Origin of the sequence: Microbacterium sp. SORGH_AS_0428 (assembly GCF_031453615.1) — a bacterium.
GTDB lineage: Bacteria > Actinomycetota > Actinomycetes > Actinomycetales > Microbacteriaceae > Microbacterium.
This window is the reverse complement of the sequence record NZ_JAVIZT010000001.1, coordinates 3,015,701-3,037,803: the sequence shown is the minus strand read 5'-3', so window position 1 is coordinate 3,037,803 and position 22,103 is coordinate 3,015,701. Positions and strand designations below refer to the sequence as shown.

Below are 22,103 nucleotides of genomic sequence, written 5' to 3'. Positions count from 1 at the left end.
GCGCGCTCAGTCGATGATTCGGGCGCCGGGCACGGGCCCGTGCACGTGGTGGGCGACGTGCCCGCTCGCGCTGAGCACGATCTGGAGCTCGATCGCGGCTTCGGCATCGGCGGCGAGGAACGCGAGCGTGGGCCCGGATCCTGAGACCAGGCCGACCAACGCACCCTCACGCTCCCCCGCCTCCAGGACGTCGCCGAGCCGCGGGCGAAGGCTCAGCGCCGCGACCTGGAGATCGTTGCGGGCCGACGAGGCGAGCATGGCCGCATCCCCCGCGCGAAGCGCGTGCAGGACGTCGTTGTCGACGCGGGGTCGACGAGAGGCGGGCGAGATGTCGAGCGCGTGCCGGGCGCGATGCTCGTCCAGCGCGCGGTACACCTCGGGCGTGGACAGGCCGTCCTGGCTCGTGACGATCACCCAGTCGAACCGGCCGCGGGCGAGCGCGGGACTCAGTTCGTCACCGCGGCCCACGCCGACCGCGGTACCGCCCATGAGCGCGAAAGGCACGTCCGCTCCCAGCCGCGCGGCGAGCGCGTGCAGATGCGGCGTCCCGAGCCGGGTGTCCCAGAGGGCGTCGCAGGCGAGAAGAGTCGCCGCCGCATCCGCGGATCCGCCTCCCATGCCGCCCGCGACAGGCACGCCCTTGTGGATCTCGAGATGCACGCCGCCCCGGTAGCCGGTCTCGGCCGCGAGGAGCCGTGCCGCGCGGACGGCGAGATTGCGGTCGTCGAGCGGCACCCCCGCCACATCGACGGAGCCGGTCACCTCGACGCCGATCGTGTCGGCCGGCGTGGCCCAGACATCCTCGAACGCCGACACGGCCTGGTACGCGCTCGCGACGTCGTGGTAGCCGTCGTCCTGCACCTGACCGACCTCGAGGAAGACGTTGATCTTCCCCGGGGCACGCACATGGACGCGCGACGACACTCGCGAGACGCTCACAGCTTCGAGGACACCGCCCACAGGTCGACGTCGATGCCCTCCGCAAGTGCGTCGATGCGCTCCAGCTCCTCGGTGTCGAACGCGGGCCCGGCGAGAGCCGCGATGTTCTCGTCGATCTGCTCGACGCTCGACGCGCCGATGAGCGCCGATGCGACCGTCGGCTCGCGCAGCACCCACTGGATCGCCATCTGGGCGAGGGTCTGACCCCGCTCCTTCGCTACCACGTTGAGTCCGCGCAGCGCCGCGATCGTGGCGTGCGAGAGCGGCTTGTCGGGCAGCGAGTTGCGGGTCTGCGAGCGTTGACCGCGGCCGTCCCCGAGATACTTGCCGGTCAGCAGGCCCTGCGCCAGCGGCGTGAAGGCGATGGCCGACATCTCCTCCTGGCGCAGCACGCCGGTCAGACCGTCCTCCACCCAGCGGTTGAGGATCGAGTATGCGGGCTGGTGGATCACGAGCGGCGTTCCGAGGCTGCGCGCCACCGCCGAGGCGACGGCGGTGCGTTCGGCGCTGTACGACGAGATGCCGACGTAGAGCGCCTTGCCCTGGCGCACGAGGGTGTCGAGGGCGCCGATGGTCTCCTCGATCGGCGTCACGGGATCGACCCGGTGCGAGTAGAAGATGTCGACGTAGTCGAGGTTCATCCGCTTCAAGGACTGCTCGGCGCCCGCGAGGATGTGCTTGCGCGAGGCGTAGTCGCCGTACGGCCCGGGCCACATGTCCCAACCCGCCTTGGACGAGATGATGAGCTCATCACGATAGCGAGCGAAGTCCTCGCGCATCATGCGCCCGAAGTTCGTCTCCGCGGAGCCGTAGGGCGGGCCGTAGTTGTCGGCGAGATCGAAGTGCGTGATGCCGCTGTCGAAGGAGTGGCGGAGGATCTCGCGCTGCTTGTCGAACGCGACGTTGTCACCGAAGTTCCACCACAGTCCGAGCGAGATCGGCGGCAGGTACAGACCCGATCGGCCGACCTGGCGGTAGTCCATCGCACCGTAGCGCTCGTCGGCGGCGGTGTAGGGACGGTGGATCTCGGGGACGTTCGGACGGAAACGCGGCGCAGTCACCCCTGCAGCCTATCCACGGCGACCTCCGAGCGCGGGCTCTTGCGAAACTCGCCCGAAATGCGCGCGGTCTACGCTGACGAGATGGTCTCTCTGTCTGCTCTTCCCGCCGACCCCCACCCCTGGGCGGCGCTTCTGACGCGTGAGGACATCGTGCTCGAATCGGGCATGCTCCACCTCCGTCACGACGATCTCTCCCCGCTCGACGCGCACCTCGCGGATCTCGCGATGATCGCGGATGCGCTGACGGATGCCGGCATCGAGCCGCTCCTGATCCGCCACGGGCTCCGCGACGAGGCGATCGTCGTCGATGTGGCCGATCAGGACCGTGCCTGGGAGGCCGTGACGCGGCTGTGCATCGGCGAACCCGTGTACGTCAAGCCCAAAGGCCTGAGTGCGGTGCCCGCCCCCGATCACACCCCGCGCCGCGGCGCACCGAGCGCCCTGCGCGTCTTCCGCCCGCGGCTGGCCGGATCGCTGCGATACGGCGCATCGCACGGCGTGCGCCTGGAGTTCTGGCGCTTCGGCGCGGAGACGGTCGAGGCCCCGCACGCGAATACGCTGACCCGACGCGTCATCGCCGCCGCCGACATCGAGCGCGTCAGCATCCGGCGTCACGGCCGCACCTGGCAGAGCCTGCGGGGCATGTTCGACCCGCATCCGAACGAGATGATCGACGACATCGACATGGTCTTCTCGTGGGTCGACGGCTCATCGAGCGAGTTCCAGCGTCAGCGCGCGGCCCAGATGGCCGGCTACGTGGTGGGCGAGGGCGACGACGGCCCGGCCCGGTACCGGCACGTCGACGAGCTGCGCTACGCGCTGCGCAGCGTCTACATGTACGCGCCGTGGGTGCGTCGCATCTTCATCGCCACCGATTCGCCGACGCCTGCCTGGCTCGCCGACCACCCGCGGGTGACGGTGGTGCGCAGCGAGGAGTTCTTCGCCGACACCTCGGTGCTGCCGATCCACAACTCGCATGCCGTCGAGGCGCAACTGCACCGCATCGACGGGCTCGCCGAGCACTTCCTCTACTCGAACGACGACATGTTCTTCGGCCGGAGCGTCGCGCCGGAGCTGTTCTTCTCCCCCGCCGGAATCTCTCAGTTCGTGGAGTGCGACGTGCGGATCGGCACGGGGCCGAACGCCCCGCACCGCAGCGGCCACGACAACGCGCTGCGGGTGAACCGGGAGCTGCTGCGCGAGCGCTTCGGGCGCACCATCACGCACGATCTCGAGCACTGCGCCACGCCGCTTCGGCGCAGCGTGATGGCGGAGCTGGAGCAGGCCTTCGCCGAGGACTTCGCACGCACGGCCGCTTCCCGGTTCCGCTCGGCCACCGACATCTCGGTGACGAACAGCCTGTACCACTACTACGCCGCCTTCACCGGTCGCGCGGTGGCCACGACCGCGCCGCGCACCCGCTACTACCAGACGACCATGGCGGAGTCGCTGCGGCGCATGAGCCGGCTGACCGAGCGCCGCGATGTCGACATGTTCTGCCTCAACGACGGCGGCTCGGCCGAGGTTCCCGAAGAGGTGAGGGTGCGTGTGGTCACCGAGCTTCTGGAGCGCATGTTCCCGGTGCGCGCGCCGTGGGAGCTTCCCGCGGTCAGCGCAGGATCGGGATGGGAGCGGTCGGAGGCGTCCGCCCTGCGCTGACGTCCTGGGCGATGCCCGCCGAGTGCAGGCGTCGCTGCGCCTCGACCGGGTCGATGTACTCGAGCGGATGCGGCGCGTCGACCGTGACGACGGAGTGCACGACGGTCTCGGCGAACACGTGCACGAGGTTGTACGACTGCGCGCCGTCCTGCGGGCGCGTGCCGCCGACGGGGACCGTGAGGTCCTGGGCATAGCAGGTCGAGGATGCGACCGAGACCGGGATGCCGGCGAAGGTCGCGAAGGTCGAATAGTGCAGGTGGCCGGCGATGATCGCCCGTACGTCGCTGCCGCGCAGCACGTCGGCGAGCGCACGCTGATCGCGCAACTCCACGCTCGCGGCGAGCGGAAGCACACTCGGCACGGGCGGATGGTGCATGGCCAGGATCGTGCCGAGCGGCGCGGGCTGAACCAGCTGCTCCCGGAGCCAGGCGAGCTGGGCGGGGCGCAGCTCGCCGTGGTGCGCCCCGGGGACGCTCGTGTCGAGCGTGATCAGGCGGAGTCCGTCGATCTCGTCGACGCGGTCGAAGGGGGTCGTGGCGGGGGCCGCGTCCAACAGGCGCGTGCGGAAGGCACCGCGCTCGTCGTGATTGCCCATCACCCAGAACACCGGCGACTCCAGCTGCCGGGCGAAGGGCTCGACGAGGCCGCGCAGTGCGGTGTACGCATCCGCCTCGCCCAGGTCGACGAGGTCGCCCGTGAAGACGATGCCGTCCGGGCGGATGCCGCTCGCCTCGATACGCTCGAGCGCCCGCTCGAGCAGGCGGAGCCCGTCGACGCGGTCGAACAGCTTCGGCCCCGGGGCTCGCAGGTGGGTGTCGCTCAGGTGCAGCAGTACGCGTTCGGCCGCCGGATACTCCCCAGCACGCATGGGTCCGTCCCTTTCACGGGCCGCTCGGGCGCGGCCGTCGTTCCCGCGAATGTTACCGGCATGTTTCGTACCGGCGGCTGAACACACGGTGAATCCCTCAGTTGGAGCCGGTGAAGTTCCGGGGCGGGAGCGCTCAGCCGGAGAGGACGCCGAGTTCGACCAGGAGTCGGCGCACGCGCGCCTCGATGTCGTCGCGCACCTCGCGGACCAGATCCGGACCCTGCCCCGCGGGGTCGCGCAGCTCCCAGTCCTCGTAGCGCTTGCCCGGGAAGATCGGGCAGGCGTCCCCGCATCCCATCGTGATCACCGCATCCGCCTGGCGGACGTCCTCGGTCGCCAGCAGCTGCGGGACGTTGCGGGTGATGTCGATGCCGCGTTCGGCCATGACCTCGACCGCGACGGGGTTGATCGCGGATGCGGGCTCCGACCCGCCGGAGCGCACCTCGACCCCGTCGCCGCCCAGCGCACGGGCGAAACCGGCGGCCATCTGCGACCGGCCGGCGTTGTGCACGCACACGAAGAGGACGACGGGCACGCTCATGTCCGGACCCGGGCGATCCGCTGGAAGTCGTCGATCGTCAGCTGCTCGCCGCGGAGGGTCGGATCCACACCGGCCTGCTCGAGCACGGCGCTCGCGGAGGCGGCCGAGCCGCCGAACAGCCCCGACAGCGCCTGGCGCAGCATCTTGCGGCGCTGCTGGAAGGCGGCGTCCACGACGCGGAACGTCGCGACGCGCTCGGCCTCGTCGCCGCGCGCCTCGGCGTCGCGGCGGAACCCGACCAGCACGCTGTCGACGTTCGGAACCGGCCAGAAGACCTGGCGCGACACGGTCCCCGCCAGTCGCCAGGCGCCGTACCAGGCGGCCTTGACGCTCGGGGCGCCGTAGACCTTGGATCCGGGAGGGGCCGCGAGACGCTCCCCGACCTCGGCCTGCACCATGACGACGCCGCGCTGGAGGTGGCCGAAGTGCTCGAGGAAGTGCAGGAGCACGGGGACCGAGACGTTGTAGGGCAGGTTGGCCACGAGCACCGTGGGCTCTCCCGGCAGGTCACGGATGGTGAGCGCGTCCGCATCCACGACCCGCAGCATCCCGTCGCGCACCCCGTGGGCACGCGCGGTGGCCGGCAGGCGCGCGGCGAGCCGGTGATCGATCTCCACCGCCACCACACTTGCGCCGGTCTCGAGGATCGCGAGGGTGAGGGAACCGAGCCCCGGACCGACCTCCACGACGTGCTCACCGGCCGCGACGCCGGCGACCTGCACGATCTTTCGCACCGTGTTGGCGTCGACGACGAAGTTCTGCCCCAGTTTCTTCGTCGGAGTGACATCGAGCTCGGCGGCCAACGCGCGGATCTCGGCCGCGCCGAGCAGGTGCACGGTCATGTGTATAACCCTAGACAACCGTCGAGCCAAGTCCGACCCTGAGAGAACGCTGACAGGGTTAGGGTGACGAAATGACCACCGAAGCACTCCCCACGGGGACGTTCTCGATGCGCAGTCCGTTCGGACGCCGGGCGATCGGACTCTCCGTCGCCGCGGCCGTGGGCGGGTTCCTCTTCGGGTTCGACTCCTCCGTCATCAACGGCGCCGTGAAGTCCATCGAGGCCGACTACACGAAGGAGCCGATCCTCACGGGCTTCGTCGTGGCGGTCGCCCTGCTCGGCTGCGCCGTCGGCGCCATCCTCGCCGGCGCCCTCTCCGACCGCTTCGGGCGCCTGCGCGTCATGCTGCTGGGCTCGGTGCTCTTCCTGGTCAGCTCGGTCGGCTCCGCGTTGACCTTCAGCGTCCCCGACCTGATCGTGTGGCGCGTGCTGGGCGGTCTCGGAATCGGTATCGCCTCGGTGGTGGCGCCCGCCTACATCGCCGAAGTCGCCCCGCGGCAGATCCGCGGGTCGCTCGCGTCGCTGCAGCAGCTGGCGATCACGCTCGGCATCTTCGCCGCGCTGCTGAGCAACGCCGTGCTGGCCGGGGCCGCCGGCGGCAGCGCCGACAACACCCTGTGGTGGGGCCTCGACGCCTGGCGCTGGATGTTCCTCATCGGCGTCATCCCCGCCGCCGTCTACGGCATCCTCTCGTTCACGATGCCCGAGTCCCCCCGCTATCTGCTCGCGCGAGGCCGCACCCAGGAGGCGAAGGAGATCTTCGCCCGGCTCGTTCCCGCCGCCGACCTCGACAAGACCGTCAACGAGCTGACGACCGCCATCGAGACGGACCGCAAGAATGCGAAAGCCAGCCTCGCCGGCCCCGCGCTCGGGCTGAATCCCATCGTCTGGATCGGCATCATCCTGTCGGTGTTCCAGCAGTTCGTCGGCATCAACGTGATCTTCTACTACTCGACGACGCTCTGGCAGGCGGTCGGTTTCGACGAGAGCAATGCGCTGCTGGTGAGCGTCATCACGAGCGTCACCAACGTGCTCGTGACCCTCATCGCGATCTTCCTCGTCGACCGGGTGGGACGTAAGCCCATCCTGCTCACGGGTTCCGTGCTGATGGCGCTGTCGCTGGGCGCCATGGCACTGTCGTTCTCGTTCGCCACCGGCGAGGGCACCGACATTTCTCTGCCGGGTGCCTGGGGACCGGTGGCCCTCGTCGCGGCGAACCTGTTCGTCGTCGGCTTCGGCGCCTCGTGGGGCCCCCTCGTGTGGGTGCTGCTCGGCGAGATCTTCCCCAGCCGCATCCGCGGCAAGGCCCTCGGCGTGGCCGCCGGTGCGCAGTGGATCGCGAACTTCCTCGTGTCGTGGACCTTCCCGGAGCTCTCGTCGTGGTCGCTGCCGCTGACCTACCTCATGTACGCGATCTTCGCGGCTCTGTCGTTCGTGTTCGTGCTCTGGAAGATCCCCGAGACCAAGGGCATGGAGCTCGAACAGACCGAGACGCTGTTCGTCAAGAAACCCCGTCAGAACAAGTGAGAGGAGCCGGCATGACCAACAACTCCAAGTCCCACGAGGAGATCCGCGAAGAGCAGGAGAAGGCGCAGAAGGAGAAGGACCGCCTCGAGGCGCAGGAGGAGAAGCGCCTCGACGACGAGGACCGCTGAGCCGCGTCCGCGTCGCTCCCGTCGGAGAAACGCACGAAGGTCGGAGGATCGCCGTCAGATCCTCCGACCTTCGTCGTCATCTCCGACGTTGGGATGCGGGATGCGGGATGCGGGATGCGGGCGCGTCAGTCGAACGAGCCGTAGACGGCGAGCGTGTTGGCGGCCACCTGCGCAGCCAGCTCGTCGGGGTCCATGCCCAGCTCGGCGGCCATGAACCGCACCGTCACGGGCACGAGATAGGGCGCGTTCGGACGACCCCGGTAGGGGGTGGGGGTGAGAAACGGCGCGTCGGTCTCGACGAGGATGCGCTCCCGCGGCGTCACGGCGAGCGCATCGCGCAGGTTCTGCGCGTTCTTGAAGGTGATGTTGCCTGCGAAGGACAGGTAGTAGCCACGCTCCGCGGCGATCCGCGCCATGTCGGCGTCGCCCGAGAAGCAATGGAACACCGTGCGCGCGGGGGCACCCACCCGCTCGAGCGTCTCGAGCACCGCCTCGTGCGCGTCGCGGTCGTGGATCTGCATCGCGATGTCGTGCTTCTTCGCGAGCGCGATGTGCGCCTCGAAGCTCTCGCGCTGCGCTCCCAGCCCCTCGGGCTCGGTGCGGAAAAAGTCCAGCCCCGTCTCCCCGATCGCGCGCACGCGCGGCTGTGCCGCGAGCTCGTCGATCGCGGCGATGGCCGCGTCGAGCCGCCCCGCAGCCGCGTAGGCGGGCGCCTCGTTCGGGTGGATCGCGACGGCGGCGAGCACGCGGGGGTGCGAGGCCGCCGCCCACGCCGACCAGCGGCTCGACTCGATGTCGCCGCCGGCCTGCACGACCCCGACGATGCCGACGGATGCGGCGCGCTCGAGCTGCGCGTCCAGCGACATCGACTCGTCGCCGTCCTGGATCTCCAGGTGGCAGTGGTTGTCGTAGAGCCAGACGCCCAGCGGCTCCGGCGAAGGCGGATAGCTGACGTCGCGGCCGCCCTTCTCGCGCTGGCGCACGTACTGGCTGGGATCGCTCATCGGGTCACTGCTCGACGCGCGGGAACAGCGGCGAGAGTCCGTTGACGCTCGTGCCGGGTCGCAGTGCACCCCAGACGCCCGCCTCGCGCAGCGGCTGGTCCTGCAGTCGCCCGAGCGACTCGGCCGCCCCGAGCGCGATCCACAGCTTCTCGGTCGCGACGGGCATGACCGGCGACAGCAGCACGGCGAGCGCGCGCAGTCCTTCGGCCGCCGTGTACAGCACGGTGCCGAGGCGCCCCGCCTGCTCCGGGTCCTTCGCGAGCGCCCACGGCTCGTTCTCGGTGATGTAGCCGTTGAGCGCGTCGACGATGGTCCAGATGGATGCGATCGCCTCATCGATGCGGAAGCGCTCCATCGCCGCGTCGGCGGATGCGGCCGCATCCGCCACGGTCTGCTGAATGGCCAGATCCGCGTCGGTGTAGGTCGCGGCCGGCGGAACGATCGCCTCGAAGTACCGCTCGATCATCGCGACCGTGCGCGAGGCGAGGTTGCCGAAGCCGTTCGCGAGCTCGGCCTGGTAGCGCGCCGACAGGTCCTCCCACGAGAACGAGCCGTCCTGCCCGAAGGCGATCGCGGAGAGGAAGTAGAAGCGGTAGGCGTCCGAGCCGAACACGTCGGTGATCTCCGTGGGCGCGATGCCGGTGAGCTTCGACTTCGACATCTTCTCGCCACCGACGAGCAGCCAGCCGTGGGCGAAGACACCACGCGGCACCTCCAGCCCCGCAGCCATCAGCATGGCCGGCCAGATGACGGCGTGGAAGCGCAGGATGTCCTTGCCGACCACGTGGTACGCGGGCCACCGGCGCTCGAAGTTCTCCTCGTCGACGCCGTACCCGATCGCCGTCGCGTAGTTGAGCAGCGCGTCGACCCAGACGTAGATCACGTGCTGCGGATCCCACGGCACCTGGATGCCCCAGTCGAACGCCGACCGCGAGATCGAGAGGTCCTTGAGGCCCGAGCGCACGAAGGAGACGACCTCGTTGCGCGCCGACTCGGGCCGGATGAAGTCGGGATCGTCCTTGTACAGCTTCAGCAGGGGCTCGGCGAACTCGCTCAGCTTGAAGAAGTAGTTCTTCTCCTGCAGCAGCTCGAGCGGCTTCGAGTGGATCGCGCAGACCTTGAGCCCCTCGAACGCCCCCGTGCCGTCGAGGATCTCGGACTCCGGCTTGAACTCCTCGCAGCCCACGCAGTACAGCGCCTCGTACTCGCCCGCGTAGATGTAACCGCGGTCATAGATGGCCTGCACGAACCGCTTGACACCCTCTTCGTGGCGCTCCTGCGTGGTGCGGATGAAGTCGTCGTTGGCGACGTCGAGGCTCTCCAGCAGCGGGAACCAGGCCTCGCTGACGAGCTTGTCCACCCACTCCTGCGGCGTGACCCCGTTCGCGGCGGCCGCGCGCAGCATCTTCTGACCGTGCTCGTCGGTGCCCGTCAGCATCCAGGTGTCGTCCCCCGACTGGCGGTGCCAGCGCGCGAGCGTGTCGACGGCGACCGTCGTGTACCCGTGACCGATGTGCGGGACATCGCTCGGGTAGTAGATCGGCGTCGTGATGTAGAAGGAACGGCCGTTGCTCACCCGTAGATTCTAGGCGGCGCCTGAGGGGGCCGCGGCCCCGTGACGGGGCGGCTCAGGCGCTGTCGCGCACGACCAGCTCTGTCGGCAGGGTGATGCTGCGCCGCGGCGCGCCCTCGATCACCTCGAGCAGCAGCGTCACCATCTCGGCGCTGATGCGGTCCCAGGGCTGGCGCATGGTGGTCAGCGGCGGCTCGTGAGCGGCGGCGAGTCCGGAGTCGTCGAAGCCCGCCACCGCGACGTCCTCGGGCACGCGGAGGCCGGCGCGACCGAGGGCGACGACGGCGCCGGCGGCCATCATGTCGGATGCGGCGAACACGGCGTCGATGTCACGGGTGCGCTCGAGCAGCCGTGACATCGCGAGCGCGCCCGATTCGCGGCTGTAGTCGCCGTGCTCGACGAGGTCGGGGTCGAACGCCTCACCCAGCTCCTCCCGGAAGCCCACGAGTCGGTAGCGTCCGCCCGGGGTGTCGTCGGGTCCGGCGATCATCGCGATGCGCCGGTGTCCTCGATCCAGGAGATGACGTGTCATGACGCGGGCTGAGCCCTCCTCGTCGACCGCCACCGCGGCGAGGTCGCCCTGGTGGCCGAGCGGGAGCCCGCAGGAAACGGTCGGGACCCCCGCTTCCAGGAGGGAGTCGAGCAGCGGGTCGGCCTCATGAGACGAGATGAGCAGCACGCCGTCGACGTGCCCGGCGCTGACGAAGTGCGCCACGTTGGCGCGCTCCTCCGGGGTGCCGGCGACCAGCAGCACGAGAGTCATCGACCGCTGCGAGAGGGCCTCCGCGGCGCCACGCAGCAGCAGGGAGAAGTTGGGGTCGGCGAACAGCAGATGCTGCGGCTCGGTCAGCAGGAACGCCAGGGAGCCGGCGCGTCCGGTCGCGAGCGAGCGAGCGGCGTGGTTGGCCGTGTACCCGGTGCGCCGGATCGCCTCCTCGACCGCCGTGCGGGCATCTGGCGACACCCAGTGCCCGCCGTTGATCACGCGGGAGACCGTGCCGCGCGAGACTCCGGCGGCGGCGGCGACGTCCCGGATGGTGGGGCGGCGCCGTGCGATGGTCGTGTCTTCCACGCGAGGACTCTATCGCCTGCTCCGCACGGCGGGGATGCGACGTGCCGGACAAACTGTGACCGGTCACAGTTTGATAACGAACGAGTCACGAGCTTGATCGCTCCGATCCTCGCTGCGCAGACTGTGACCGGTCCCAGTCGCATCTGACGAAGACCGATCACCCTCGACCCGACGGAGCGTCATGACCCAGAGCTCACCCTGGCCGCAGCTGGACGGAATCGCGTACGGCGGCGATTACAACCCGGAGCAATGGCCCGTCGAGACCTGGCACGAGGACGTCGCGCTCATGCGCGAGGCGGGGGTCAATCTCGTCAGCGTCGGCATCTTCTCGTGGGGTCTGATCGAGACCGCGGAGGGCGTCTTCGACTTCTCCTGGATGGACGAGCTCCTCGACCTCCTTCACGCGAACGGGATCCACGTCGACCTCGGCACTCCCACCGCCTCCCCGCCCGCATGGTTCTTCGCGAACCACCCGGACGCGCGCGTCGTGACCCGTGACGGCACCACGATGGGCTTCGGCTCCCGAGGGATGGCCTCGCACTCCGCTCCGGCCTACCGCGAGGCCTCGGTGCGCATCGCGACCGAGCTCGCCCGGCGGTACGCCTCGCATCCCGCCGTCGTCCTGTGGCACGTCCACAACGAGTACGGCGTGCCCGTCGGCGAGGACTACTCGGACCACGCGATCGCCGCCTGGCGGCTGTGGCTGCGCGAACGCTACGGCAGCCTCGACGCGCTGAACACCGCATGGGGTACCGCCTTCTGGGGTCAGCACTACGGCGAGTGGGAGCACGTGGGGGCTCCCGCCGCAGCCCCCTCGGTCGTCAACCCGGCCCAGCGCCTGGACTTCGCGCGCTTCACCGACCACCAGCTGCGCGCCTGCTTCATCGCCGAGCGCGACGCCATCCGCCGATACGCGGACCAGCCGATCACCACGAACTTCATGGCGAACCAGAGCCAGACGACGGACCTGTGGGCGTGGGGGCGCGAAGTCGACATCGTGTCGGACGACCACTATCTCTGGGCGCCCGATCGCGAGGGCGAGATCGGACTCGCGATCGCAGCGGACCTCAGCCGCTCGGTCGGCGGCGGCAAGCCCTGGATCCTCATGGAGCACTCGACGTCCGCCGTCAACTGGCAGCCGCAGAACGTCGCGAAGCGCCCGGGCGAGATGGCCCGCAACTCCCTCACGCACCTCGGACGCGGTGCCGACGCGATCCTCTTCTTCCAGTGGCGCGCCTCGCGCTCCGGCGCCGAGAAGTTCCACTCCGCGATGCTCCCGCACGCCGGCGTGGACTCCCGGGTGTTCCGCGAGGTCACCGCCCTCGGCGCCGACCTCGCCGCCCTCGCCGAGGTGCGCGGCTCCCGCGTGGATGCCGACGTCGCCATCCTCTGGGACTTCGAGTCGTTCTGGGCGCAAGACCTCGAATGGCGCCCGTCGGATCTCCTCGACCACGACGAGCGGGTGCGCGCGTACTACACGCAGCTCTGGCGCGACGGCATCACCGTGGACTTCGCCCTGCCCGGACAGGATCTCTCCGCGTACTCCCTCGTCCTCGCGCCCGCGCAGTATCTGCTCACGACGACGGATGCGGCGAATCTCTCGGCGTACGTCGCCGCCGGCGGGACGCTCGTCGTCTCCTACTTCTCCGCGGTCGTCGACGAGAACGACGCGGTCCACGAGGGCGGATATCTCGCGCCGCTGGCCGAGGCGCTCGGCGTGCGGGTCGAGGAGTTCCTTCCCCTGCGCGAGGGCGACACCGCAGAGATCGAGCTCGACGGCGATCGCCTGACGATCGATCAGTGGAGCGAAGACCTCCGTGTCGACGGCGCCGAGGTGCGAGCGCGCTATGTCGGCGGGCCCGCCGACGGCGCCCCCGCCGTCACGCGGAACACGCACGGCGCGGGCGTCGGCTGGTACGTCAGCACGAGGCCGGATGCGGCGGGCCTCGCCGCGATCCTCACGCGCGTGTACGCCGATGCCGGGCTCGCCCCCGCGGCGCTCCCGGCGGGCCTGGAGACCGTGACCCGTCACGGCGACGACGCGGACTACGTCGTGCTCGTCAATCACTCCGACACCGCCCTCGCCGCCCCGGTCGCCGGCACGGACCTGCTCACCGGCCACGCCTCGCACGACGAGACGGTCGTCGCCGCCGGCGGCGTCGCCGTCGTGCGCACCCCTCCGACCCGCGGGGGTGGTCGCTGACCGGCGACTCCCCCGAACCTCGGCGTCCGTCAACGGACGGACGCTTCCCCATCCGGTCGTGACGATGCGACGTCGACGAAGGCGCGCATCCTCGACCACCGTTCTGAAAGGAACACGTCACATGCGCAAGATCATCGGAATTGGCGTCGCTGCCGCCGCATCCGCGCTCCTGCTGGCCGGCTGCTCCGGCGGCGGCGGCGCCGAGCAGACCGCCGACTCGTCCGCAGAGCTCGTCATCTGGACCGACCAGGAGCGCGAGGCCGCCATCACCGCGGCCGCGAAGGCGTTCGAGGAGGAGACGGGCGCGAAGGTCACCCTCGTGCAGAAGAACTTCGAGGACCTCCGCAACGACTTCATCTCGCAGGTGCCCACCGGCGAGGGCCCCGACATCACCGTCGGCTCGCACGACTGGCTCGGCGCCCTCGTGGCGGCGGGTGTCGTCGACACGATCGACCTGGGCGACAAGGCGTCCGAGTTCGAGTCGGTCGCGATCGAGGCGATGACCTACGACGGTCAGCTCTACGCGCTGCCCTACTCGCTCGAGACGGTCGCGCTCGTGCAGAACGTGGACCTCGTCGGCGCCGATGCCCCCGCCACCTGGGACGAGATGATCCAAAAGGGCCTGGCCGCGGGCACCGAGCGCCCCTTCGTCATCAACACGGCGGGCGAGACGGGCGACGGCTACACGATGTACGGGTTCCAGACCTCCTTCGGCGCGCCCGTGTTCGTGCAGGACTCCAGCGGCTCGTACACGAACGAGGTCGGCATGGGCGGAGCGGCCGGCGAGGCGTTCGCCCAGTGGCTGCACGCCAACGGCTCCGCCGGCACCGGCTACCTGTCGACCACGATCGACTACGACATCAACAACGAGCTGTTCGCCTCCGGCAAGGCGCCGTACACGGTGCAGGGCCCGTGGGCGATCAGCTCCTTCCCCGACGTCAACGTCGCCGTGAACCCGATCCCTTCCGCGGGCGGCCAGCCCGCCGCGCCGTTCGTGGGCGTCCAGGGCTTCTACCTGAGCTCGCAGAGCAAGAACGCGCTGCTCGCCCAGGAGTTCCTCGTGAACTACCTCGGCACCGAGGATGCGCAGCGCGCGCTGTACGAGGCCGACCCCCGCATCCCGGCGTGGAGCAGCCTGGCCGAAGAGGTCGCGAGCGATCCGATCATCGCGGGCTTCCTCGCCTCGTCGCAGAACGGCGTGCCGATGCCCTCGATCCCCGAGATGGGCTCCGTCTGGGACTTCTGGAACGCAGCCGAGTCGCAGATCATCAGCGGCGCCGACCCGTCCGGCACCTGGAACAAGATGATCACCGACCTTCAGGGCACCCTCGCGGGTTGACCGCGACGGGGCGGGCCCTGTGGCCCGCCCCGCTCGTGGCCGTCGAACAGGAGACGACACACATGGCGCAGCCGCAGGTTCTCACCCCGCCCTCGAGGTCCCCGCGGGAGTCCCATGCCCGCTCGTGGCGAGGCATCGGGTGGGGGTTCATCGTCAAGCTCATCGTGATGGGCCTGATCAACGCCCTCGGGATCATGGCGATCCTCTCGGCCTTCTCGGCTCAGTCGTGGATCCTGCTCGGCGTCACGGCGGCACTCGTGATCGCCGCCGATGTCGTGTACTTCACCAAGCGCGCCCTGCCGCTGAAGTACCTCATGCCGGGACTCGTCTTCCTGCTCGTCTTCCAGGTGTTCGTCTTCGGCTACACGGCCTACATCGCCTTCACCAACTACGGCACCGGTCACGCAGGGTCCCAGGCGCAGGCCGTGGACGCCGCCCTGATCCAGGGCGAGCGGCGCATCGAGGGTTCAGAGACCTATCCGCTGTCCGTCGTCGAGCGCTTCGGCGAGTACGGCCTCGCGATCAACGACGACGGCGACGTCCGTGTCGGCAGCGCCGAGTCCCCGCTGGCGGATGCCGGCACGGCTCCCACGGGCCAGGCACCGGCATCCGTCGACGGGTGGACGGTGATCCCCCGTACGCAGGTGATCACCGACCAGGAGCTTCAGAGCGCGATCGAGGCGCTGCGCGTCCCCTTCTCCGACGATCCCAACGACGGCTCGATCCGCACCCGCGACGGCTCGACCGGAGTGCTGTACACGCCCACGATGGTGTGGGACGCGGAGGCGGGCACCATCACCGACACGGTGAACGGCACGGTCTACACGGCCGACGACGCGATCGGGAGCTTCATCGCCGACGACGGCACGCGACTTCCCGCGGGCTGGTACGTCAACGTGGGCTTCGACAACTTCCTGCGGGTGTTCACCGACCCCGCGCTCGCCGGCCCCCTGCTCTCGGTGACGGGGTGGACGTTCGCCTTCGCGGCCGGCTCGGTCGTCATCAGCTTCGCCCTCGGGCTGGTCTTCGCCCTCGTCTTCAACGACCCGCGCGTGCGTGCCCGGAAGTACCTGCGCACGCTCATCATCCTTCCCTACGCCTTCCCCGCCTTCATGTCCGCGCTGTTGTTCCGCGGCATGTTCAACGCCGAGTTCGGCGTCATCAACGACCTGTTCTTCTTCGGCAGCCAGATCAACTGGCTCGGAGATCCGTGGCTGGCCAAAGCCGCCGTGCTGTGGGTGAACGTGTGGCTCAGCTTCCCGTACTGGTTCCTCGTGTGCACCGGCGCGCTCCAGGCGCTGCCCTCCGACACCCTGGAGGCCGCCTCGATCGACGGCGCCGGCCGGTGGCGCCAGTTCCGCTCGATCGTGCTGCCGCTGCTGCTCGTGTCGACCGCGCCGCTCGCGATCTCCTCCTTCGCGTTCAGCTTCAACAACTTCACCGTCATCTACATGTTCAACGCGGGCGGACCCGCGATACCCGGTGCGCCGTACACGCTCGGATCGACCGACATCCTCATCTCGGCGATCTATCGCGTCTCCGGCGTCGCCGGCGGAGCCGCCGACTACGGCCTGGCCAGCGCCCTCTCGATCATCGTGTTCATCGTCGTCGGCATCATCTCGGCCATCGCCTTCCGCCAGACCCGCAAGCTCGAGGAGTTCCAGTGATGTCCACGGCACGCACCCGCATCCGCCGCCGCCGCTGGTGGCTCGAGGTCGGCTGGAAGTACTTCTTCGCCGCGATCGTCGTCTTCTACGCCGTCTTCCCCCTGGTCTATGTGCTGTCGGCGGCACTGAACCCGCGCGGCACGCTCTCCGGCTCCAACAACCTGTTCAGCGCCTTCGACCTGTCGAACTTCGCGGCTCTGGGGGCGACCAGCTACTGGACGTGGGTCGGCAACACGCTCCTCGTGGGCGGAGTGTCGGCCGTGGGTGCCGTGATCATGGGGGCATCGGCCGCTTACGCGTTCTCGCGGTTCCGCTTCCGCGGCCGGCGCGTGAGCCTCACGTCGCTGCTGATCGTGCAGATGTTCCCGCAGGCGCTCGCGTTCGTCGCGATCTTCCTGATGCTCCTCGCGATCGGCGAGATCGTGCCCGCGCTCGGGCTGAACTCGAAGCTCGCGCTCATCTGCGTCTACCTCGGCGGCGCACTGGGCGCGAACACGTTCCTCATGTACGGCTTCTTCAACACGATCCCCATCGAGATCGACGAGTCGGCGAAGATCGACGGCGCAACCCACGCCCAGATCTTCTGGCGCCTCATCATCCCGCTGGTCACCCCGATCCTGGCTGTCGTCGCGCTCCTCGCGTTCATCACGGCGTTCGGCGACTACATCCTCGCCAAGATCGTGCTCACCAGCGAAGACAACTGGACGCTCGCCGTCGGCATGTACCAGTGGGTCTCGAACCAGCTGGCCTCCCGGTGGGGCCTGTTCGCCGCCGGCGCCGTCATCGCCGCCGTCCCCGTGCTCGCCCTGTTCCTGTCCCTGCAGCGGTTCATCGTGGGCGGGCTGACCCAGGGCTCCGTCAAGGGCTGACCCGCCCGAAAGAAAGGACACTCATGCAGCGCCGCATCCGTCGTTCCCTGCTCCGATCCGCCGCCGCGGCGACCGCACTCGGCGTCGCCGTGGCGGGCGTGCTCGCCGCGGCGCCCGCCGTCGCGGTGGACGAGCCGGTCACGGCCGGCATCACGGTGCCGAGAGTCGACGACCTCGCACCCGACTTCATCAACGGCGTCGACGTGTCCTCCGTCATCGCCCTGGAGGACTCGGGTGTCGTGTTCCGCGACACGGCGGGTCACCCCGCCGACCTGTTCGGAGTGCTCGCCGACGCCGGGGTCACCGACGTGCGGGTGCGCGTGTGGAACGACCCGTTCGACGCCGCCGGCAACGGCTACGGCGGGGGCACCGTCGACGTCGCGCGGGCGATCGAGATCGGTGAACGCGCGACGGATGCGGGGCTGCGGGTTCTCGTGGACTTCCACTACTCCGACTTCTGGGCGGACCCCGCGAAGCAGAAGGCCCCGAAGGCATGGGCGGCGTTGAGCGTCGCCGAGAAGGCGGCGGCGACCCGCGCGTTCACCGCCGAGGCGCTCACGGCCTTCGAGGCGGCCGGGGTGGATGTGCGGATGGTGCAGATCGGCAATGAGACCACGAGCGGGGTCGCCGGTGTCAGCGGCTGGGACGACATGGCACAGATCTTCTCCGCCGGCTCCGCCGCCGTTCGCGAGGTCCTTCCGGACGCCTTGGTCGCGCTGCACTTCACCAATCCGGAGCGGCCCGGCAGCTATGCGAACATCGCGAAGCAGCTCGACGACCGCGCCGTCGACTACGACGTCTTCGCCTCGTCGTACTACCCGTTCTGGCACGGCACGCTGGAGAACCTGACGAGTGTGCTGACGCAGGTCGCGGACACCTACGACAAGGACGTGATCGTCGCGGAGACCAGCTGGGCGTACACGCTGGAGGACGGCGACGGACACTCGAACGTGATCGACCTTCCCGGCGAGGCGACGAACTACCCCGTGAGCGTGCAGGGCCAGGCGCTCGCGGTGCGCGATGTCATCCAGGCCGTCTCGGATGTCGGCGCGGCGGGCCTCGGCGTGTACTACTGGGAGCCCGCTTGGCTGCCGGTGGGTCCGCCGGAGGCGGCGGCGCAGAACGCCGCCCTCTGGGAACGGGACGGCTCCGGCTGGGCGGCGAGCTACGCCGGCGAGTACGACCCGAACGACGCAGGCGTCCACTTCGGCGGCTCCGCCTGGGACAACCAGGCCCTTTTCGCCCACGACGGGACGCCGCTGGAGTCGCTGAACGTGTTCTCCTACGCGCGTACCGGCGCCGTCGCCCCTCGCGCGGTCACCGCCGTCTCGTCTCCCGAGCTCACGGTGCCCGACGGCACGGAGATCCCGCTGCCCGCCACCGTGACGGTCTCGTACAACGACGTGACGACCGAGGAGCAGTCGGTCACCTGGACTCCCGGCGCCCAGTGGGTGTCGGGCCCGGGCACCTACGTGTTCCGCGGCACGACCTCGGCCGGGCTGTCGACTCGGGCGACGGTCACGGTGACCTCGGCGAACCTGCTCGTGAACCCCGGCTTCGAGGACGACGACACGTCGATGTGGCGCGCGGCGGGCACCGCCCTGACGGTGGGCGCGTGGGACGACCCGCGGACCGGATCGCGTTCCGCGCACTTCTACTCGGCGAATCGCTTCTCCTTCACCCTCGAGCAGTCCGTGGGACCCGTCCCCGCCGGGACCTATCGCGCCACCGGCGCCCTCCAGGGCGGCGGCCAGCTCAGCGACACGGTGCGTCTCGCGGTGTCCTCGGGGACGCAGGAGGCATCGGTGGACTTCGTCCTCGGTGGGTGGCGCAACTGGTCGACTCCTTCCACGGACACCATCACGGTCGCCGACGGAGAGAGCATCACCGTGCACGTCGCCGGAGACCTCGCTCCGGGGTCCTGGGGAACCATCGACGACCTCCAGTTGGAGCGCGTGCTCGACGCGGCGGCGGACCTCACGCCGCTCGCGACGCTGATCGCGCGCGCCGAGGCGATCGAGCGGTCCCTGTACACACCGGTGTCCCTCGCCGCGGTCGACGACGCGGTGGAGATCGCACGGTTCCTCGGCGGTGCGCAGTCCCCCGCCCAGGAGCGCGTGGACGCCGCGGCGGCCCTGCTCTCCGAGGCGCTCGACGCCCTGACGCCGCTCGAGACGCCGGGGACCGATCCCTCCCCCGGCTCCGCCGACCCGGTCACCGCCGGTCCGGTCACCGCCGAGCCGCAGCGAGACACCGCATCCGCGCCCGCCGCGCTCGCCCGCACCGGCCGCGAGGCACCGGTCGCGCTGTTCGTCGCGGCGACGATGGCGTTCGCGTTCGGCCTCGCGCTGCTCACAGCGCACCGGCGCGCGCGGAGGCGGTGACGGCGGATGCCGGCTCCCACCCTCGGTGAGGAGCCGGCATCCGGCCGGCGGGTGCGTCAGCCGCGAACGGCGAGCGCCGCCTGGTAGAGCTCGCGTGAGGAATGACCGGTCGCCTCGGCGACCTCGCCGGCCGCATCCTTGAGACGGACTCCGGTGCGCACGATCTCCAGCACCTGCGTCACGGCGTCGGGAAAGGCGACGCGGGCGCGCTCCGCCCCGCCGACGACGATGACGAGCTCGCCGCGCACGCCCTCGGCGGCCCAGGCCACGAGCTCCGAGAGCGGGCCGCGCACGGTCTGCTCGTACAGCTTGGTGAGCTCCCGCGAGACGGATGCGGGTCGATCCGCGCCGAACGCGTCCGCGAGGTCCGCGAGGGTGTCCGCGAGACGGGTCGGCGCTTCGAAGAACACCAGGGTGCGCTCCTCGGCCGCCAACCGGGCGAACATCGCCCTCCGCTCCCCCTGCTTGCGCGGCACGAAGCCCTCGAAGGCGAACCGGTCGGTGGGAAGACCCGAAACCGCGAGGGCCGTCAGCACGGCAGAAGGCCCGGGCAGCGCGATGACCTCGACGCCCTGTGCGACCGCCTCCGCCACGAGGCCGTACCCCGGGTCGCTGACCGTGGGCATGCCGGCATCGCTGAGCACGAGGATGTCCTCGGTGGCCGCGCGGCGCGCCAGCTCGGCGGCGCGCTGCTTCTCGTTGTGGTCGTGCAGGGCGATCAGCTGCGGGCGGTTCGAGACACCGAGCCCCGCGAGCAGCCGCTGCGTCGTGCGGGTGTCCTCCGCGGCGATCACGGTCGCTTCTTCCAGCGCCTCGACGAGCCGGCGGGTGGCATCCCCGAGGTTTCCGATCGGAGTCGCCGCAAGGATGATCACGGCCCCAGCATAAGGTGGAGGGCGTGACCTCGAGCGCCCCGCCGACCGCGCCCCCGCTGCGCCGCTCGGCGTTCGACGCATTCTCCGACCGCGTCCGCGGCTCCCGCATCCTCGACCGACGCCTGCAGGTGTGGACCCCCGTCCTGCTGACGCTGTTCGCCGGAATCCTGCGCTTCGCGAACCTCGGTACGCCGTCGTCGCTGGTCTTCGACGAGACGTACTACGTGAAGGACGCGTGGTCGCAGTGGCTGCTGGGCTACACGGCCAACTGGCCCGACGGAGCCGACGCCCTGTTCGCCGAGGGCCAGGTCCCCGCCCCGCTGATCACGGGAAGCTTCTCCGTGCACCCGCCATTGGGCAAGTGGCTCATCGGATTGGGGATGTGGCTGTTCGGCTCCGGCGACTCGGTGGGGTGGCGGGTGGCGGTGGCCACCGCCGGCACCCTGACCGTCCTCGTGGTGTATCTCATCGCCCGCACCCTGACCGGCTCGACGGCCGTGGCCGCCATCGCCGGCGGCTTGATGGCCATCGACGGCCTCGCCATCGTGCTCAGCCGCATCGCGCTCCTGGACGGCATCCTCGCGCTGTTCGTTGCGCTCGGGTTCTGGTTCGTCCTTCTCGATCGCCGCACCCACCTGGAACGTCTGCGCCGGGCACTCGCCCCACGCGACGAGGAGGCGGACCGGCCCGTGTGGGGCCCGGTGTTCTGGAGCCGGCCATGGCTCGTCGCCGCCGGAGCGGCCGTCGGCGCCGCGACGGCCGTGAAGTGGTCGGGGCTGTACGTGCTCGCCGCTCTCGGCCTGTACATCGTCGTCACCGACGCCCTCGCCCGGCGCCGGCTCGGCGTCGTGCAGTGGCCGGTGGATGCGGTGCGCCAGGGCGCTGCGGCGTTCGTGCTGCTGGTGCCGGTCTCGGCCATCGTGTACGTCGCGTCGTGGACCGGCTGGCTGGTCAGCACGGGCGGGTACGGGCGGGCCGCCGCATCCGAGGGTCTCGGCGGGGCGCTGTCCAGTCTCTGGCGCTACCACGAGGCCATCTACGCGTTCCACGTGGGTCTCACGACGCCCCACGGTTACCAGAGCCCCGCCTGGCAGTGGCCGCTGCTGGTGCGTCCGACGTCGATGTACTGGCATCAGAGCGATGACACGGTCCAGGCGGTCTCGAGCATCCCGAACCCGCTGATCTGGTGGGCCGGGATCGCCGCAGCGCTCTATCTGCTGTACCGGTTCATCCGCACCCGCGATGCGCAGTCGGCCTTCGTGCTCGTGGCGCTCGCCGCGACCTACGTGCCCTGGCTGCTGTACCCCGAGCGCACGATCTTCCAGTTCTACACGGTCGTGATGCTGCCGTTCCTCGTGATCGCCATCGCCCTCGCGGCCCGGCGCATCGCGGGCTCCGCGGACGCCGATCGGCGCATGGCGGGCCAGCGGGTGGTCACCGTGTTCCTGGTCGCCTGTCTCGTGCTGTCCGCGTTCTGGTACCCGGTGTGGACCGCGATTCCGGTGCCCTACGAGTTCTGGCGGCTGCACAACTGGCTGCCGACCTGGGTCTAG

At 70.1% G+C, this 22,103-nt stretch carries 17 protein-coding genes; 8 read left to right on the top strand and 9 right to left on the bottom strand.

The genetic code is table 11. From position 1 onward, the window contains the following. Positions 1-6: 6 nt before the first annotated feature. Both QE374_RS14755 and QE374_RS14750 read right to left on the bottom strand, forming a co-directional pair. Positions 7-939: a 4-(cytidine 5'-diphospho)-2-C-methyl-D-erythritol kinase gene (locus tag QE374_RS14755; RefSeq protein ID WP_309736082.1), complete on the bottom strand. Its 933-nt coding sequence runs from the start codon at positions 937-939 to the stop codon at positions 7-9. Next, the gene (locus QE374_RS14750; RefSeq protein ID WP_309736722.1) at positions 936-1,922 is read right to left on the bottom strand and encodes an aldo/keto reductase; all 987 of its coding nucleotides are present in this window, start codon (positions 1,920-1,922) and stop codon (positions 936-938) included. Before QE374_RS14750 ends, QE374_RS14755 begins: the two co-directional genes overlap by 4 nt. Positions 1,923-2,081: 159 nt before the next feature. On the opposite strand from QE374_RS14750, the gene QE374_RS14745 reads away from it, so the two are divergent. After that, on the top strand, positions 2,082-3,659 hold the full coding sequence (locus QE374_RS14745; RefSeq protein WP_309736080.1) for a stealth conserved region 3 domain-containing protein: 1,578 nt from the start codon (positions 2,082-2,084) through the stop codon (positions 3,657-3,659). Here the strand turns inward: QE374_RS14745 and QE374_RS14740 are convergent. The 3 genes from QE374_RS14740 to rsmA all read right to left on the bottom strand — a co-directional run bounded on the left by QE374_RS14740 (position 3,610) and on the right by rsmA (position 5,910). After that, a complete protein-coding gene (locus tag QE374_RS14740; RefSeq protein WP_309736078.1) occupies positions 3,610-4,527 on the bottom strand; it encodes a phosphodiesterase in 918 nt (305 codons plus the stop codon). The genes QE374_RS14745 and QE374_RS14740 overlap by 50 nt on opposite strands. 133 nt (positions 4,528-4,660) lie before the next feature. Continuing rightward, entirely contained in the window at positions 4,661-5,068 is a 408-nt protein-coding gene (locus tag QE374_RS14735; RefSeq protein WP_309736077.1) for an arsenate reductase ArsC, read from the bottom strand. Then, entirely contained in the window at positions 5,065-5,910 is an 846-nt protein-coding gene (gene rsmA / locus QE374_RS14730; RefSeq protein ID WP_309736075.1) for a 16S rRNA (adenine(1518)-N(6)/adenine(1519)-N(6))-dimethyltransferase RsmA, read from the bottom strand. The genes QE374_RS14735 and rsmA overlap by 4 nt, the downstream gene beginning before the upstream one ends. A gap of 71 nt (positions 5,911-5,981) precedes the next feature. Here rsmA and QE374_RS14725 point away from each other — a divergent pair, with 71 nt between their 5' ends. Further along, positions 5,982-7,436 (top strand): sugar porter family MFS transporter, encoded by a 1,455-nt coding sequence (locus tag QE374_RS14725; RefSeq protein WP_309736073.1) that lies wholly within the window; start codon positions 5,982-5,984, stop codon positions 7,434-7,436. A gap of 253 nt (positions 7,437-7,689) precedes the next feature. Here QE374_RS14725 and QE374_RS14720 read toward each other — a convergent pair whose 3' ends face one another. From QE374_RS14720 to QE374_RS14710, 3 genes are read right to left on the bottom strand one after another with little or no spacing between them, the layout of a single operon-like run. Beyond that, positions 7,690-8,568, bottom strand: coding sequence for a TatD family hydrolase (locus tag QE374_RS14720; protein ID WP_309736072.1), 879 nt, complete (start codon positions 8,566-8,568; stop codon positions 7,690-7,692). Positions 8,569-8,572: 4 nt separating this feature from the next. Next, positions 8,573-10,144, bottom strand: a complete 1,572-nt coding sequence (gene metG, locus QE374_RS14715) for a methionine--tRNA ligase (RefSeq protein ID WP_309736069.1) — start codon at positions 10,142-10,144, stop codon at positions 8,573-8,575. 52 nt (positions 10,145-10,196) lie between these two features. Beyond that, positions 10,197-11,213: a LacI family DNA-binding transcriptional regulator gene (locus QE374_RS14710; RefSeq protein ID WP_309736068.1), complete on the bottom strand. Its 1,017-nt coding sequence runs from the start codon at positions 11,211-11,213 to the stop codon at positions 10,197-10,199. 181 nt (positions 11,214-11,394) lie between these two features. On the opposite strand from QE374_RS14710, the gene QE374_RS14705 reads away from it, so the two are divergent. The 5 genes from QE374_RS14705 (at position 11,395) to QE374_RS14685 (ending at position 19,675) form a co-directional block, all read left to right on the top strand. After that, a complete protein-coding gene (locus QE374_RS14705) occupies positions 11,395-13,416 on the top strand; it encodes a beta-galactosidase (RefSeq protein WP_309736065.1) in 2,022 nt (673 codons plus the stop codon). A gap of 121 nt (positions 13,417-13,537) precedes the next feature. Continuing rightward, positions 13,538-14,755 (top strand): maltose ABC transporter substrate-binding protein, encoded by a 1,218-nt coding sequence (locus QE374_RS14700; RefSeq protein ID WP_309736064.1) that lies wholly within the window; start codon positions 13,538-13,540, stop codon positions 14,753-14,755. A 62-nt stretch (positions 14,756-14,817) separates the two neighbouring features. Next, entirely contained in the window at positions 14,818-16,422 is a 1,605-nt protein-coding gene (locus QE374_RS14695) for an ABC transporter permease subunit (RefSeq protein ID WP_309736719.1), read from the top strand. Beyond that, positions 16,422-17,291, top strand: a complete 870-nt coding sequence (locus QE374_RS14690) for a sugar ABC transporter permease (protein ID WP_243227351.1) — start codon at positions 16,422-16,424, stop codon at positions 17,289-17,291. The genes QE374_RS14695 and QE374_RS14690 overlap by 1 nt, the downstream gene beginning before the upstream one ends. A gap of 23 nt (positions 17,292-17,314) precedes the next feature. Then, positions 17,315-19,675: a glycosyl hydrolase 53 family protein gene (locus tag QE374_RS14685; RefSeq protein ID WP_309736060.1), complete on the top strand. Its 2,361-nt coding sequence runs from the start codon at positions 17,315-17,317 to the stop codon at positions 19,673-19,675. Positions 19,676-19,731: 56 nt separating this feature from the next. On the opposite strand, the gene rsmI is transcribed toward QE374_RS14685, so the two are convergent. Next, a complete protein-coding gene (rsmI, locus tag QE374_RS14680) occupies positions 19,732-20,550 on the bottom strand; it encodes a 16S rRNA (cytidine(1402)-2'-O)-methyltransferase (protein WP_309736058.1) in 819 nt (272 codons plus the stop codon). A gap of 23 nt (positions 20,551-20,573) precedes the next feature. On the opposite strand from rsmI, the gene QE374_RS14675 reads away from it, so the two are divergent. Beyond that, positions 20,574-22,103 carry a phospholipid carrier-dependent glycosyltransferase gene (locus QE374_RS14675; protein ID WP_309736056.1) on the top strand — a complete coding sequence of 510 codons (1,530 nt, stop codon included), beginning with the start codon at positions 20,574-20,576 and terminating at the stop codon, positions 22,101-22,103.